We start from the raw sequence: 16,736 nt of genomic DNA, 5'->3' as shown, positions 1-16,736 counted from the left end.
AATTTTTAAAAAAAATAAAACAAAATGTAAACAAGATGGTTTTAGAATTTCGTTGCTTACGATGAAGCATTTATACATAAGGTTGAACAATATTTGTTATTATTGATAAGCCTTTTGACAAATGAATGGCTTTATTATTTTAGTGAAATGGAAGAACAAAATGAAAATCAATTGAATATCGAACTTTCCGAAGAAATAGCGGAAGGAATTTATTCAAATCTGGCGATAATTACTCACTCAAGTTCAGAGTTTGTACTTGATTTTATCAGAGTAATGCCCGGAATACCAAAAGCAAAGGTAAAGTCTCGGGTTATTTTAACCCCCGAACATGCTAAACGTTTGTTAACCGCACTGGAAGACAATCTGGAAAAGTTTGAATCGATTAATGGACGTATTAAAGTTCAGCAGGAACCATCTGGATTTCCAATGAATTTTGGTGGAACAATGGGACAAGCTTAATTTTGATATTTGTATTAAAATGCCGTTAGAATTGATAATTGATAATGAAAATAGGCATTTGTTTGATAATATTTTTATTTTTTGTTTATTTATAGAAAAAAGTGTGTAGATTGCGATGGATTTATATGCGTATATTTTACAGCGCTGCTATGATATAAGCGTAGTGAGATTGTACAAATTGAATACTAAAAATATTGTTTTCAGAGATTTATTCATCATTTTGTTTTTAATGTATAAGGTAATAACCGTCTATAGTTGAATGAATGTTTAAGTTAACCACAGGAAATCTTTCGTATGATATTGAAACAACTTTTTTTATCCCTCCTCATCTTATGATACTTAAAAAAGTACCCTCTTTCAGTAATTCAAAACTGAAATATATAATTAAAAATATAGCCTAAAATATGATCAATTTCGACAGAATTAAAGCACCTATACTCTTTTTGACCATCATATTGTTATTTTCTTCGTGTTTTGATGCAAAGAAAATAGCATATTTTCAGAAGGCACCTAATCAATCAGATACCATCTCAACATCGCGTTTATATGTTCCGCATATTCAAACGGGCGACATTTTATCAATATATATAAATTCATTAAGCCCGGAAGCCAGTAGCTTTTTTAATCCGTACACCCAGGCAACCGGAGCAGTAGCTGCAAGTAGTGCTAGCTCCCAATCTTCAACACAAGGTATTTCTACGGCACCGGCGCTTACCCAGTCTTCATCACCTGGTTTTTTGGTTGATGCATCCGGAAATATTGAATTACCGCTTATTGGAGTAATAAAAGTAAATGGTCTTACTACTGTTGATGCAAGAGACACTATTAAAAGACATTTATTGACATATTTGAAAGAACCTACTGTAACTGTACGTATTTCAAATTACAAGATTTCTGTGTTAGGAGAGGTTGCCAAACCTGCTGTTTATATTATTCCAAATGAACAGATCACACTTCCCGAAGCATTAAGTATGGCAGGTGATCTTACCATTTTTGCTAAAAGGAACAATGTTCAGATAATTAGAGATGTAAATGGAAAAAAGGAGTTCGGCACCATTAATTTGAACAGCCGCGATGTGTTTAATTCTCCTTATTATTATTTACATGCAAATGATGTGGTGTATGTTGAACCGGGTAAAAGTAAGGCTCAGGTTAATGATAGAACATACATTCTGGTACCATCAGTGGTTAGTTTAATTACTGCTATAATTCTTCTTACAAAAAACTAATTTACAAGTATAACAATACATGAGCATCAACGATCTATCTAGCCAATTAGTAAAGGATACCATTGAGAATGAGGTTAGTTTTTGGGAGGTTAGTTATAAATATATAAGAAACTGGAAGTGGTTTGCTGTATCTATAATTATTTTTATGGGCCTGGCCTATATATTCGCCGCTTACCAAATTCCACAATACAAAGTTGAAACCGATGTTTTAATCAAAGATGATAAAAACTCGGTAGGTGGCAATGAGAAGGATATCCTGAAGCAGCTTGACCTTAATTCATCAAATAAAATTATTGATAATGAGGTTCAAATTTTAAAGTCCAATACCTTAATGGAAAAGGTGGTTGATTCTTTGCACCTTCAAACGGATTATTATGTACGTAACCGTATTTCAAAAAAGATTTTATATAAAAACAAACCTTTTAAAATTGATTTATTTAAAAGCAATTCGGAAAGTTATAATACAACCTGGAAAGTTCAGATCATAAATGATAATGAAGCTTTACTTAACGGTAAAAAAGTTCCGCTTAATCATCCGGTTGAAACTGAAGCAGGTTTAATACAGATCACCCCACAAAATCCCAAAGGATCATTATATCATTATATTGTTTATGTAGATTTTATGACTGTTGCTGAAGTTGCGCAGCAATATATTGATAAACTAAATATTGATCCGGCCAGTAAAGATGCTACCGTATTAATTATAACATTGGAAGATGCCGTTCCGCAGCGGGGTCAGGATGTACTGAATAAACTGGTTGAGGTTTATAACAATGCAGCAATTGAAGATAAAAATAAAATTACTTCGGCTCAGCTTGTGTTTATTAAAGAAAGACTGGACGGCCTGGCCCAGGAATTAAACCTGGTCGAAAAAAATGTTTCCAATTATAAGTCTACCAATAGTATAACAGATGTTTCGGCCCAATCACAATTGTTTTTGCAAAACGTAGCAACTAATGATGTTGAGCTGAATAAGTTGAACCTTGCAGAAGGTAGCATTAAAAACCTGGAGCAGTATTTAAGTAACTCTGCTGATGATAAGGTAAATTTACCCTCTGTAATGGGAATTGATGATCCTACAATATTGGGTTTAGTTCAGCAATTAGCAGAGGCGAAGATAAGAAAAGAGAGTTTGCTTAGAACTATACCTGAAACCAACCCTGTTGTTAGTTCTATTAATGATCAGATAAAATCGTTAAAGCAATCGCTTTTAGAAACTGTACAGAACGTTAAACAGGGTATGGAAATAACCCGCAATCAATTAAATACTCAAAGCAAAAAGTTTGAAGGTATTATCAAAAGCGTTCCGTCAAAAGAGCGAGGTTTGATAGATGTAATGCGTGAACAGGATATTAAAAACAATCTGTTTACTTACCTTTTACAAAAACGAGAGGAAACAGCGCTGTCATTGGCCTCATCAGTAGCTGATAGCCGTACAATTGATGTAGCTAAGTTTGTAGATAAGCCCATTAAACCGGTAAAAAAAGTTATCTATATCGTATTCTTTTTAGGCGGTATCTTATTGCCCTTCCTGATAATTTATTTAAGAGAATTATTAAATATTAAGGTAAGACGCCGGTCTGACATTGAGAAGTTCACAAAAACACCAATTCTTAGTGAAATTGCGCACCTGGATGAAGTGGCCCCATTGGTGGTGGTTACAAGACCGAGGTCAAAAATATCAGAACAGATTAGGGTTTTAAGAACAAATTTGCAATTTGTTAGTCCCGAAAAGGAACGTAAAGTATTGTTATTTACATCAAATATAAGTGGTGAAGGTAAATCTTTTGTTTCCCTGAACTTAGGTGCAAGTTTAGCTACCACCGATAAAAAGGTGATTATATTAGAACTCGATCTTCGCAAACCCAAATTACACTCGGCTCTTGGAATAGAAAATACAACAGGTTTATCAAATTATCTTATAGGGAAAGTAAATTATAAAGACATTATAAGAACAATACCTCAGTTGGATAACTATTTTATTATTACCAGTGGGGCGGTACCACATAACCCTGCTGAATTGTTGGTTAATGGAAAGATTGAAATATTAATTAACGAACTCATCAAAGAATTTGATTATGTTTTACTTGATGCGCCACCTGTAGGATTAGTGACCGATGCGCAGATATTAAGCAAGTGGGCTGATGCCACCATGTTTATAGTAAGGCATAACTATACTGTTAAATCCCATTTAAGAGCAATTGACGAATTATATCAGCGTAAAGTATTTAAGAACATGAATATCATATTCAATTCTGTTGATGCTGATCAGGCGTACGGTTATGGCTATGGCTATGGATACGGCTATGGTTATTATGATGAAGCTAAGCCAGCGAAAGGATTATCCAAGCTTTTACGTCGAAACAAATAACGAAATATAGGGGGCGAGCTACATTTATGCATTTGAATTTGTATCAATTGTAGCTCATCAAATCTCAAATTCATATATCTTAAATTTTGCTATAAAGATATATTGAAGTTAACATGGTTCATAATTACAGCTGTTCATGAAAAATATACTGATAACCGGAGGGGCTGGCTTTATAGGTAGTAACCTTATAAAGAAGCTATTATCAACCAATAAATATAATGTAGTTTGCATTGATAATTTTGATGATTTTTATTCATTAAAGCAAAAGGACTTAAATATCAGTTCTTTTAAAGATCATGAAAATTTCACGCTTATCAGAGGCGATATCCGTAACCTGCAAGATTTAGAAAAAGCGGGAAAAATTGATGTAATAGTTCATCTGGCTGCTAAAGCCGGAGTACGACCGAGCATTTTAGATCCTATATTATACCAGGATGTAAATGTAAGCGGAACACAAAATTTACTTGAATTTGCCCGGAAAAATGATATTAAGCAGTTTGTGTTTGCTTCGTCAAGTAGTGTGTATGGCGTAAATGAAAATGTGCCCTGGCATGAAAATGAGCAATTGTTACCCATCAGCCCTTATGCTTCAACAAAGCTTTCAGGTGAAATGCTGGGACACGTATACAGCCATTTATATGGGATAAGGTTTATAGCTTTAAGGTTTTTTACTGTTTACGGCCCCGGTCAGCGTCCGGACCTTGCTATTCATAAGTTTTTTAAATCTATCCTCAATAATACTCCTATACCTGTTTTTGGTGATGGTTCAACAAGCAGAGATTACACTTTTGTTACTGATACCATTCAGGGTATTGAAGCCGCAATAGAGTATAGCGGATCTGAATTTGAGATCATTAATCTTGGAAATCATCAAACGGTGACATTAAAAGGGCTTATTGAAGCAATAGAAAACATCTGCGAAAAGAAAGCGATCATAAACAGATTGCCAAATCAGCCGGGTGATGTATCACAGACCTACGCTGATATTGCAAAAGCCGAAAAACTATTAGGCTATAAACCCCAGGTAAAGTTAGAAGAAGGCTTATCTTCTTTTTTAGAATGGTATAAGAAAGAATCGGAAAATATTTAGTAGTCGATTTCTTTGGACCAGTAGGATCAGGTATAGTTATCAAAATAATTAATTTAAAGATTTGGACCAAAGGATAAAGAAATTTCTTTCTGGATTATTAACGCAAGGCTTATTCCAGATTACATTTATGGTGCTGCAAATAACGATAGCCCCACTGTTGATAAAAAACGGCGGCTCAGCATCGTTAGGCGGGTATGCCTCTATCATGCAAATTGTGGGTTACCTTACCCTGCTTGATCTTGGCTTTACAAGCATGTTATCGCGCTATCTCTCCCAATCTTTTAACGATCCGGTTGATGGGAAAAAGAAATTTATAAATATTTTTAATATTGGCCGTTGGTACCTGTTTGTTGCTTGTGCCATCATGGGACTTATCATTGCTTTGTTAAGTTTCATTTTGCCTTCATCATTAGGATTAAAAGGGTCCTTACAATCCGATGCACGAAATGCAATGATCATATTAGCCATATGGTATTGTATCCGTTATTATTTTACCATGTTCAATATTGTTTTGTATGCCACACAAAACATGAAAGTTGCAAATATATGCCTCACTATAGGTATTTGTTTGCGATTTATTTTAACCTTAATTTTTATTAAGCTTCACTATGGTATTACAGGCATTGTTTTAGCCAATGTTATAGGCGATTTTCTGGCTGCATTTTCCCAGATGATATATTTCAAAGTGAAGAATCCGGATATAAAATTCTCCTGGAAGATATACGATAAATCTGTATTTAAACAACTTTTTTCTTTCGGAATAGACTCATTTTTGATAAACATAGCAACCAGAGCATTTCAAAGTAGCACTGTTTTTATTGCCGGTATAATGGTAGGGGCTGTTTCTGCAGGGCATTATTATTCAATGGTTACCCCGCCCATGATGATGTTTACTTATATAAATTTAATCATGTATAACTTATTACCAGGAATGAACGAAATGGTAATAAAAGAGGAATGGGAAACTTTACGAAATCTATACCTGCAAACGTTGAAGTCAAAAATAACTATTTTGATAGCGGCATTTTGGGGGCTGATTTTATTTCACAAATACATAGTTTTGGTTTGGGTAGGACCAAGTCAGTATGAAGGATTCTACTTTACTATACTGCTTGCTTTTTACATGGCAGTAGTTACCCTTGCCAGTTTAAATGAAAATGTTCTAATTGTACTGGGCACCATCAGGTGGTATGCAAGGTTACAGGTTTGTATCACCATTGCAGGTTTATTGTTGACCGTTTTGGGTGGTTACTTTTTTGGTTTAAAAGGTATCGTGTTAGGAAACCTGATTGTACTTACCCCTTCGTCCTGTTATGTGTTTTATCGATTAGCAAAACAACTTGAAATCCTAAATAGATTAAAGGAGGCATTACCATCGTTAAAATATACATTTATTATTAGTGCAGTATCGGTTTTAATTTTAATGGCAGATGAACGGGTTTCCGGTAAAATACATCTGGTTTTATTAATGTTCACCGCTATAACTTATCTGTTAATTTTATGGTTTACCGGTTTTAATGCAGAACAAAGAAAACAAACCTTAAACATAGTGAAAAAACGAAGATGAAGCTATTAGTAATGGGTAATAACGGACATCTTGGTGGCCTGAGTGTTCACTATACTACTTTGGTGAAGTACTTACAGCAGGCTGATTTCCAGATTATGTGCATTAATATAAATGACACAAATGATAAGATTTTCAATAATGAAAGTATTGAGGAAATTATTATTCCGTACAAACCGACTACAATAATTGATAAGGTAAAAAAGGTTTTGAAACTTGCCGGTGCCGGGCGCAGGGCAAAAGCATTTGCTCCTGATGTATTTATTGCAACAGGCTTAGGCTATGGTTATGCACTGATAGCCTCTAAATTGCCAAAATCTACCTTTAAAATATTTGAGGAAGTGCATTTTGAAGCTACAGCCGATAAACTGAGGTTAAAAATGGTAAATGATTTTGATGCGGTTGCGGTACAAACAAAGGGGATGATCAAGCCATTTACATTAAATGTATCAACGAGTAAGCCTGTTGATTTTCTTCCCTGTTTTTCAAAAGAGTACGAGGCAGATAGTTATAAAGCTATACCAGCTTTAGATGAGGGTATCCGTATTGCTTATTTTGGACGCTTAGCCTGGAATAAAGGACTAAAGGATTTTATAAAGGCAACGGCTGCGGTTTTTAAAACTAATCAACGTATAACACTGAATATTTACGGAGGCGGACCTGAAGCAAAAAGTATCCAGCAGGAAATCGATGACCAGGGTTTGAACAATCAGATCTCTTTGAAAGGGTTTTATAGTGATGCAGAATTTCCTGATCTCATTGGTACTCATCATAGTATAATCATTCCTTCGATAGCCACCGAAGGTCTACCTTTGGCTTTAATTGAATCTATGCGATTTGGAAGGCCTGTTTTTGCAACCACAATTGGCGCAATGCCCGAAGTAGGCGAAACAAATAAGGAGGGCTTATTTATTTCAGAGATTGATAAAGATAGCCTGCATTCAAATTTTAGTAGCTTTATTGATATGATAAACGGGAACAAGTTTAGCGCCCAGTATATAAATAATATTTACGAAGAGAATTATAGCAATCTTGCATTTAACAGGACCTGGTTAAAAATGCTTAGTGATCCCAAAGGTTACTTCTCTGCTAGTAAAAGGACAGTATCATGAAAAAATTTAGCAATAAAAAAGTCTTAATCACAGGAGCTTCAGGTTTTTTAGGTACGTATTTGGCCGATTTATGTAGTCAGGAAGATGCAATATTATATGGCATAGATATCCGGGACCCTTTTAAAAAAGAAATATGGAGCGGATTTTCAACAGCGGGATTATTAGATAATGAAACAGAATTGTTATTTAAAAATAACAGCTTCGACTATATATTCCATCTGGCAGGTGGTGCGTCTATACAATTATCGGTAGAAAACCCCTCCGAAGATTTTAATAACCTGGTACCCCCAACATTAGCATTCCTGCAGTGGATAAAACAATATTGTTCTGCTGCACATTTTGTACTTTTTTCAAGTGCCGCGGTTTACGGTAATCCAGATTCGTTGCCTATAAAGGAAACCGCTGTTTTAAAGCCTATTTCTCCTTATGGTATTCATAAATTACTGGCCGAAAATCTGGTTCAGCATTACAGCAATTATTATAACATAAGAAGCAGTGTTTTACGAATATTCTCGGCTTATGGGGAGGGCTTGCGTAAACAGCTTTTCTGGGATGTGCTTAACAGGTATAAGACATCACTGGATAAACTTCAGAACAATGAAGTGGTTGAATTAAGTTTATTTGGCACAGGTAAAGAATCAAGAGACTTTATTCATGCTAAGGATGTGGCACAGGCAGCTGTTTTAATTGCAACCTGCGATGCGAGTGAAGAAACACAGTTTAATGTATATAATGTTGCTAACGGTAAAGAAACTAGTATAGGTGAGGCCGCGAATTGTTTATTTAAAGAAGCTGTAAGTTTGCCTGATATTAAATTTGGCGGAGTGGCTCGCACCGGTGATCCTGAAAAGTGGAGAGCGGATATAAGTAAATTACAACGTATAGGGTTTAAAGAAACCGTAAGTATTGATAGTGGCTTAAACTCGTTGTATGAATGGTTTATGAATTTGAGTAACTGATAAGTTTAAATGCAAATAGTGTGCAATGTTGAAGTGGTAAAATAATGAGAGAGTTTTCGTTTATACTTTTATTGATTTCTACTATTATTCCTGTAATACAGGCATATAAGGATAGGGATAAAATATACCAGCTTCCATTTCTGTATAGTATGGCAGTAATGGTGTGGATATTACCTACTTTATTAGGAGTTATTGATAATAGTAAACTGATAACAGATTCCGAGTATATAAGGTATTGTTTATTCTCGGTGTTGTGTTATTGGGCTGCCATAGTAGGTTATATATCGTATGGTAATAAACGCAAGCCGAAAGTTGAAATTATAAGTGCGTATGATCCCGATAAAATGAGCCGGTTTTTATATGTGATCATGGTCATATCTTTCGGTGCCCTCATTGCTATGGGAGGGTACGATGCTGAATCCCGTAATGGAGGTACTTATGCTATATTACTGTATCCTGCACGCTGTTTACGCCCTGCAACTATTATGCTTTTAACGCTTTATCTTTTAAAGCCAACAAAAGATAAATTGTTTTTTCTGGTTATATCAATTTTGTTTTCACTTAAGTTAATTATTATTGATGGGCGGCGAAGCGAAGTATTTAACCTGATAATCACCTTAGTTTTTCCGTTATACTTTATAAGAAATATTAAAGTACGCAAGGGCCTGATATTGCCGGCGGTTTTTGTAGGCATATTCATTATCACCTTTTTACCGGCTTACCGAAATTATACCCTGAAAGGGAACTTTAATTCTTTACTTACTATATCACCAACAGCTTTAATGGCATCATATGTGGCTGGGGATAATAGGAATGAGGTGGTAGATGCCGCTCGTAACGTGGAGGTTGCAGACTTAAGCGGTAATTTTAACTGGGGGGTAACTACCTATAATGTATTTGTATACCAATTTGCCAGTAGTAATGTTTTTGGTCAAAAATTTAAGGAATCATTAATGCTGCCTTATAATCTTGATTTAAAAACGTTGAGAGATAAACACGCAAAATACGATGGAGATGAGTATCGAAATTACCTGTCACCCACGGGCTTTGCCGCAGTGTTTTTTGAGTTTGGATATTTCGGTTTTATCTTCTTCTTTATTTTTGCGGCTATAACTAAAAGATATTACCTCAAAGCTATCAGGAAGGATAATGTGTCTGCTGTTATGTTTTATTGCTTCTTCTCCACATTTATTCTTTTCTCGGTTTATGACTCAATGTTTTTTATTCCCACTAATATAATTATGTATCTGCTTGTATATGGTGGGGCCAGAAGATATTCACGCATTAATAAAAAGTTTTATATAATGGAAAAGGTTTAAAGATGACAAAATTTATAGTTGGGCAATTGGGTGTCCCAAGACATTCCGCTGCTGCCAAAGCACTTTACGAAAGAGGGTTATTAGATCAGTTTGTTACTGATACTTATTTTTCTACAAAAGGAAGTTTGGCTAATCTTCCATTAATTGGCCCAAAACTAACTGCAAAATATAAAAAATATGATCCGGGTTTCACCAATGATGTGGTGTCTGGTGATTGGCTTGGGGCATTGTCATTTCGTTTCAGGCTAAAGTATTCCGACCGGATAACTGCCTTTAAAGCTGCAAATAAACGTTTAGGCGATAGATTGATAGCTTATGCAAAGGATAAGCAGCCTGGTAAATATTTTGGCTTTGATACCATTAGTATCGACTTTTTGGAATGGGCACATGATAAAGGATGGAAAGCATATCTGGAACAATGCGTAGCTCCCCGAAGTAGTCAAATTGAAATGTGGCAGCTTTTCCAGGAAAAATATGGGATTGATTACTCTTCACATATTGATTATTGTCGCTTTCAACAAGATATTGAACGTAAGGAATGGGGTTATTCTAGTAATATCATTGTCCCATCCGAGTATGTGAAGAACGAACTGATTAAAGATGGATCAGTTGATATAAACAAAGTTTCTGTAGTGAACTATGGTTACACACCCAATGTGAGTCGGGAAACTATTCTTAATCAGATAGAACAGAAATTTGCGAAAAAGCAGGACTCATTTAATATTTTGTTTGCTGGCAACTCGGGATACAGGAAAGGCATTAAAGATATTTTAACTATAGCCGAAGCATTTAAAAATGAACCGGTACAATTTCTTTTGGCCGGTCTTTTAGAAAATGACGCTCAGGAACTGGTACAAAAATATCCCAACAAAAATTTAACTTACTTAGGGAAGCTATCAAATGAGGAGTTGGCTAAACAATATTTAAATGCCGATCTGTTTTTCTTTCCATCTTACCTGGAAGGTTCGGCTTTAGTTTTAATTGAAGCCATGAGCTGGGGATTGCCTATTGTAACAACCTATCAAAGCGGAAGTGTTATTGAAGATGGCCTAAACGGTTTTTTAAGTAATGCCGGAGATGTAGAGGGGTTGAAAAGCAGTATCACTAAACTGTTAGCTCAACCCGAATTGAGATTTAACATGGCTATTAGTTCGTTGGAAAAATCGGCTCTTTATTCAGTCAAAGAATATGGAATAAAACTGACTGATGTTTTAATAAATAAATAACCCCCTTAAAATTAATTATTAAAAAGGACAAGATAGTATGCACGAAAAAGAATTTGCAAGACCTGCAACTGGCAGCACCCTTCAAAAAATGCGTGCTTTCGGCCCCAGGTTACCTTTTGCACTAGTATGGTATTTTGGCAGGTGGATAAGACAAAAGTTTAACCTGATCTGGATGCTCACCGCCGGCCGGTATGGATTTAGGTACATCGGTAAAAATGTAGCCATTGATGGTATGCCGGAGTTTATCTGGCCTTGTGCCGATATCCGATTAATGGATAACGTACGCATAGGCAAACGGTGTGTTTTCCAGGGAGCACCGCAATCAAAAATAATTATTGGCAATAAGGTGTCCATAAACGATGGCTGTTATATTACCTCACTCTTTTCTATAACCATAGGTGAAAGTACATCCATAGGTGAGTATACCAGTATAAGAGACTACAATCACAAATTTGATGATGTACATACCACTATAAAAAATCAGGACTATTACGGCGCCCCCATTGAAATTGGTAAAGATTGTTGGATAGGCCGGGGCTGTATTATTTTACCTGGTGTAATAATTGGTGATGGAGCGGTAATTGGAGCAAATTCGGTTGTAAGTAAGGATGTGCCTGCATACTCGGTAGTAGCAGGAGTACCCGCCAAAGTAATTAAAATGCGAAACAATGGAGAATGATTTAAAAGGCTTTTTTGTTGATAAATCATCAGATGTAAGAAAGCGTCAGAAACTATCGTTAGGGCAATCTATTTGCTTGACTTTTTATTATTGCATTGCCAAACATTTACCTGATACCCCGTTGCCTTTAAGCGGGTTGAGCATGCGGATAAGAAAAATGCTGGCCAGAAAGATATTTAGAAAAGCCGCTAAAAATTTCAAAGTACACGCAGATGTGGATTTTGGAACTGGTGTAAATGTGGAGATTGGTGAGAATTCATCCTTAAATAAGGGAGCCTGGATAGGCAACGATACGGTGATTGGTGATGAAGTAATGATGGGCCCCAATGTTTCCATTCTGTCGGCCAGCCATCATTTTAGTGATGTTACTATACCTATGACACACCAGGGAGCCACTCCTCGTAAACCTGTAATTATAGGCGATGATGTTTGGATTGGTACCCGTACCATAATACTCCCGGGAGTACATGTAGGCAGCCATTCTATAGTAGGAGCGGGTAGTGTTGTGACCAAGGATGTACCTGAATGGGCTATTGTTGGTGGCAATCCGGCTAAAATAATTCGTTACAGAAAATAAATATATGCTATGAAAGTACTTTTATTAAGTGCCTCTAATTCTCGTAATGCAGGAGGCTTGTATAACAGTGTCAGAAACCTGGGGCAGTCCCTTTTAAAATTAGATGACATAGATCCTGTTGTATTAGCTTTCAGGGATGAGTACAGCGACCTGGATATAAAAGCATACGAACCGCTTAAATTGGAGGAATATCATATAGTCGGCACCCCTAAGTTAGCTTACTCCCGCGATCTTAAGAGTAAGGTATATCAGATAATGCCTGATATTACACATACTCAGGGAATTTATTTATATTCATCCTATGTGAATTTAAAATATTCACAAAAAAACCACAAGCCTTACTTAATAGCCCCGCGAGGTATGTTAGATAAATGGATATTAAACGTACGGGGTTGGAAGAAAAAGATCGGTCTTACTTTATACGAAAGTGAGCACCTGAAAAACGCAAGTTGTATACATGCTCTTGGCGAGCCGGAATATGAGGCAATCAGAAGTTTTGGCTGTAAAAATCCGATAGCTATTGTTCCTAATGGTGTTTTTTTACCTGCTAAAACACCTCCGGCTGATGGTGTAATACCAGATTGGAAGGTTAATGACAACCGTAAAACTCTATTGTTCCTGAGCAGGTTGCACCCTAAAAAAGGTATTGAAAACTTAATGCATGCCTGGGCTAAAATAGGTAGTGATAAAAAGAACTGGAAAATTGCCATTGCCGGCGAAAGCAATGGTAAAGAGTATTTAAATACCTTATTACAGTTACAAGCTAAGCTGGGTTTGGAAAAGGATGTTATTTTTATAGGACCGCAGTTTCATAAAGAGAAGGATATGTGTTTTCGTTCGGTTGATGCATTTATTCTGCCATCGTTTAGCGAGGGTATGCCAATGGCTGTGCTTGAAGCCTGGTCATATAATCTTCCCGTTGTAATTACGCCGGCCTGTAACCTTCCGGAAGGCTTTACGGCCAATGCGGCATTAAAAATTGAGCCCGATGCCGATGATATTGCGAGGGGATTAAACGAGTTTTTTGCTATGTCTGATCAGGAACTTACTACCATGGGTAATAACGGATATGAACTGGTAAAGCAAAAATTTACATGGGAGTCAATAGCGGTACAAATGAAAGACGTGTATAGTTGGGCAATTAATAATACACCCCCACCTGCAACGATAAAATTTGATTGATAACCCTGTTAATACATATTTACAAGTTGAAGCCGGTCTATATTTAAACGATGTACTTTATAAATATTTACTTTTAAAATTATGCTTAAACCAGGTGTTGTCAGAATAATACTTGCCTTAACAGTAGTTGCCTTCCATATTTCAAAGCTTCTTCCTTTGGGCGAATTTGCGGTACTTAGTTTTTTTATGCTGAGTGGATACTGGATTACACTGATGTACGAAAATAAATATTCAAAAAGTTCTGTCGTGAATTTTTATGTAAGTCGGTTTTGGCGATTGCTTCCTGTGTTTATATTATTTAATGCCATCACTATATTGTTAAAATCAATTTATGATCATCAGGTTTTTTTATCCTTAATGGCAAACAGGTCTGTTGGCTTTTATCTGTCAAATATTTTCATCCTGGGGCTAAATACAGTAAAAAGGTTTCCTTTAGCACCAGCATGGTCATTGGATCTTGAATTACAATATTATCTGCTTTTTCCTTTGCTATACATGATCTTTAAAAAGAAAGACATTTTTTTATACATTATAGCTGCGCTAAGTTTTATCGTTTTAATAATTCATACACTATTGGTACCTGTAACAGAAATTCCGACAACGGTATTCCCATTGTTGTTTTTCTTTATAGTAGGGATGGTCATTTTTTTGAAGAAACTTACTTTTTCGGCACGAACTGAGCTCATCTTTAATGGGATGTTCTTTTTTATTCTATTGCTGATTTATTGTATACCTGTTTTAAGGGCTCATACATTAAAAGATCCCTATTGCGATTTTAATCACTATCTGAACACGGCATTACCCTTGTTTTTAATCCCTTTTTTCAGTAACAGCGTCAGGCGTAAAAGTGACCAGACCGACAGAGCGATTGGTGAAATGTCATTTGTACTTTATTTAGCTCATTGGGCACTCATAGCACCCTATAATTATTATTCAAGGGATCTGAGCTTTGTACAAAGGCTACCTTATACAATAGGGTATTTGGTAATTACTTTAGGGCTTTCTTATCTTCTTTTCAGATTTTATGATAAGCCAATTGATAACCTCAGAAGAAAGTGGGTTGAGTCAAAGATCAAGGGGCCACAAGAAAAGCATAGTTTAATCAAAAAATAACACTGATATAAATAAAAATTTTAAAGAAAAGATGGTTAATTCGTTAAAAAAAATCAGTACAAGTCTCTTTTCGGAGATAACGGAAATCCCCGAAATATTAAAGCAGTCTCATTATCCTTCACTTGATGGCTTTAGAGGTGTTTCCATAATCTTTGTTATTATTTTTCACATCAACGAAGGGAAAAACTTTTTAATTTTTAACGGCGGCCTTGGAGTAGCTATCTTTTTTGTGATCAGCGGTTTCCTGATAACAACGTTGCTTATTAAAGAAAAGGTTAAAACCAAAACGATATCTCTTAAACGGTTTTATATAAGACGTTTGCTAAGGATATTTCCGGTTGCGTATCTGTATATATTTGTAGTTCTGTTACTGAATTACTTCTTTAAATTACATATAAGTTTTGTAACCTTTGTTGCTGCCGGGCTTTATATAATGAACTTCTCTTATTTTCTTAAACATTATAATTCCATAATTACACAGCATTTTTGGTCATTATCGGTTGAAGAGCAGTTTTATATGTTTTTCCCTTACCTGCTAAAAAAGAACTTTAAGGTTTACTTATGGATAATCATTTTTATAGTGTTTTTATTACCCGTTATTTTGTTATTAGCTGACTATGTTCACCAGTTAAATACAGGTATTGTGTATGCTGGTACCCATTATCTAATTAAATTTCAAAGCATTGCTGTAGGTTGCCTATTTTCTGTATTGATGTTTAAAAACTATTTTAATTTTACGTTTATCTCAAAATATAAAGTAGTTATTAACCTGCTTATTATAGCCTCATTTTTCTTTATTCAGTATGATCAGAACTATAGTGTGAAAATTGTATTCACCAATCTCCTGATCTCATTTTTGGCGGCGTATCTAATAATTTCAAACCTGGTGCATAGCAGCGATTTTATTTTTAAATTTTTAAATTCAAAAATAATGGGATTTATAGGGGTGCTCTCCTACAGTCTTTATATATGGCAGCAACTATTTACTACCACAACAAAAAACCTGCCTCCTTTTATGAGCAAGCTGCCATTTAATATTTGCTTATTGGTTATTGTGGCTTGTATATCCTACTATTTTTATGAAAAGAAATTTTTAAAGCTAAAGGATCGGTTTGAACCCAAAACAAAATAATTTTTCAGCATGTTCTGATAAGCGTTTTTGCTTAGTTCTTCCACCTGTTTTTTACAAAGGTTGCGGGGTTGCCCTTATATATGCTATTGGCGGGTAAACTTGATACAACAATTGTACCTGCGGTTACTATGGTATCTACACCCACTGTAACGTTAGGCCCAATAAAACAGCTTGCACCAACCCATGCACCATCTTCAATGGTGATTGGACCATTGCGGTATGGCATTGTTGGATCAAGGTAATTATGGTTACCACCACACAAAAATGCTCTTTGTGAGAGGCATGCATTACTGCCAATTACAGCTTTATCAAAGTTTAATATAAACACTTCTTCACCTATCCATACATCATCGCCAATTTCAAGGTTCCATGGCATGTGAATATTTACACGGGGTTTAATAACCACGCCGGTGCCCACTTTGGCTCCGAATAATTTTAAAAGAAACTTTTTAAGCGCGTTAGGGAAGGGGAAAGCGGTCAGAAAAAACACCATTTTAAATAAATACCAGCTTACTACTTTTAACTTGGATGCCTTACGGTCAAAATTTGTTGCAGGATTAAAATCCTTAAGCCTGACTTTTGATTGAATGTTTTCCGGAATCATTAATAATTGTTATCGGGTTGTTGATGTAATGTACTATTATTGTATGTCTGCAGTATAAATTAAGAGAGAGAATTTATTTATAAAAAAAAGAAAACACAAAGAGGCTCCTTTTGTTTATTG

At 35.5% G+C, this 16,736-nt stretch carries 15 protein-coding genes; 14 read left to right on the top strand and 1 reads right to left on the bottom strand.

Annotation, left to right across the window (positions count from 1 at the left end):
* The first annotated feature begins 147 nt into the window (after positions 1-147).
* The 14 genes from AC57BQ_RS17280 to AC57BQ_RS17215 all read left to right on the top strand — a co-directional run bounded on the left by AC57BQ_RS17280 (position 148) and on the right by AC57BQ_RS17215 (position 16,012).
* The gene (locus AC57BQ_RS17280) at positions 148-459 is read left to right on the top strand and encodes a DUF3467 domain-containing protein (RefSeq protein WP_076374980.1); all 312 of its coding nucleotides are present in this window, start codon (positions 148-150) and stop codon (positions 457-459) included.
* Positions 460-863: 404 nt separating this feature from the next.
* A complete protein-coding gene (locus AC57BQ_RS17275; protein ID WP_496407471.1) occupies positions 864-1,688 on the top strand; it encodes a polysaccharide biosynthesis/export family protein in 825 nt (274 codons plus the stop codon).
* Between the two features lie 19 nt (positions 1,689-1,707).
* Complete coding sequence (locus tag AC57BQ_RS17270) at positions 1,708-4,059, top strand: GumC family protein (RefSeq protein ID WP_496407470.1); 2,352 nt, start codon at positions 1,708-1,710, stop codon at positions 4,057-4,059.
* A 136-nt stretch (positions 4,060-4,195) separates the two neighbouring features.
* Complete coding sequence (locus AC57BQ_RS17265; RefSeq protein WP_496407469.1) at positions 4,196-5,149, top strand: GDP-mannose 4,6-dehydratase; 954 nt, start codon at positions 4,196-4,198, stop codon at positions 5,147-5,149.
* Between the two features lie 61 nt (positions 5,150-5,210).
* On the top strand, positions 5,211-6,716 hold the full coding sequence (locus AC57BQ_RS17260) for a lipopolysaccharide biosynthesis protein (protein ID WP_496407468.1): 1,506 nt from the start codon (positions 5,211-5,213) through the stop codon (positions 6,714-6,716).
* Positions 6,713-7,825: a glycosyltransferase family 4 protein gene (locus AC57BQ_RS17255; RefSeq protein ID WP_496407467.1), complete on the top strand. Its 1,113-nt coding sequence runs from the start codon at positions 6,713-6,715 to the stop codon at positions 7,823-7,825. Before AC57BQ_RS17260 ends, AC57BQ_RS17255 begins: the two co-directional genes overlap by 4 nt.
* A complete protein-coding gene (locus AC57BQ_RS17250) occupies positions 7,822-8,784 on the top strand; it encodes an NAD-dependent epimerase/dehydratase family protein (protein WP_496407466.1) in 963 nt (320 codons plus the stop codon). The genes AC57BQ_RS17255 and AC57BQ_RS17250 overlap by 4 nt, the downstream gene beginning before the upstream one ends.
* 44 nt (positions 8,785-8,828) lie before the next feature.
* A complete protein-coding gene (locus AC57BQ_RS17245) occupies positions 8,829-10,103 on the top strand; it encodes an oligosaccharide repeat unit polymerase (RefSeq protein WP_496407465.1) in 1,275 nt (424 codons plus the stop codon).
* A gap of 2 nt (positions 10,104-10,105) precedes the next feature.
* Positions 10,106-11,329, top strand: a complete 1,224-nt coding sequence (locus AC57BQ_RS17240) for a glycosyltransferase family 4 protein (protein WP_496407464.1) — start codon at positions 10,106-10,108, stop codon at positions 11,327-11,329.
* Positions 11,330-11,366: 37 nt separating this feature from the next.
* On the top strand, positions 11,367-12,008 hold the full coding sequence (locus tag AC57BQ_RS17235) for an acyltransferase (RefSeq protein WP_496407463.1): 642 nt from the start codon (positions 11,367-11,369) through the stop codon (positions 12,006-12,008).
* Positions 11,998-12,585 carry an acyltransferase gene (locus AC57BQ_RS17230; RefSeq protein WP_496407462.1) on the top strand — a complete coding sequence of 196 codons (588 nt, stop codon included), beginning with the start codon at positions 11,998-12,000 and terminating at the stop codon, positions 12,583-12,585. The genes AC57BQ_RS17235 and AC57BQ_RS17230 overlap by 11 nt, the downstream gene beginning before the upstream one ends.
* 9 nt (positions 12,586-12,594) lie before the next feature.
* On the top strand, positions 12,595-13,767 hold the full coding sequence (locus AC57BQ_RS17225; protein ID WP_496407461.1) for a glycosyltransferase: 1,173 nt from the start codon (positions 12,595-12,597) through the stop codon (positions 13,765-13,767).
* Positions 13,768-13,848: 81 nt separating this feature from the next.
* The gene (locus AC57BQ_RS17220) at positions 13,849-14,880 is read left to right on the top strand and encodes an acyltransferase family protein (protein ID WP_496407460.1); all 1,032 of its coding nucleotides are present in this window, start codon (positions 13,849-13,851) and stop codon (positions 14,878-14,880) included.
* A 31-nt stretch (positions 14,881-14,911) separates the two neighbouring features.
* Positions 14,912-16,012, top strand: coding sequence for an acyltransferase family protein (locus tag AC57BQ_RS17215; protein ID WP_419702117.1), 1,101 nt, complete (start codon positions 14,912-14,914; stop codon positions 16,010-16,012).
* A 31-nt stretch (positions 16,013-16,043) separates the two neighbouring features.
* Here AC57BQ_RS17215 and AC57BQ_RS17210 read toward each other — a convergent pair whose 3' ends face one another.
* Complete coding sequence (locus AC57BQ_RS17210) at positions 16,044-16,616, bottom strand: WcaF family extracellular polysaccharide biosynthesis acetyltransferase (protein WP_496407459.1); 573 nt, start codon at positions 16,614-16,616, stop codon at positions 16,044-16,046.
* Positions 16,617-16,736: the final 120 nt, after the last annotated feature.

The sequence above is a fragment of the Mucilaginibacter sp. BGA-UO-ETr-C110 genome (genome assembly GCF_059567985.1).
The sequence above is the reverse complement of the archived record's forward strand: the minus strand, read 5'-3'. Positions and strand labels throughout refer to the sequence as shown.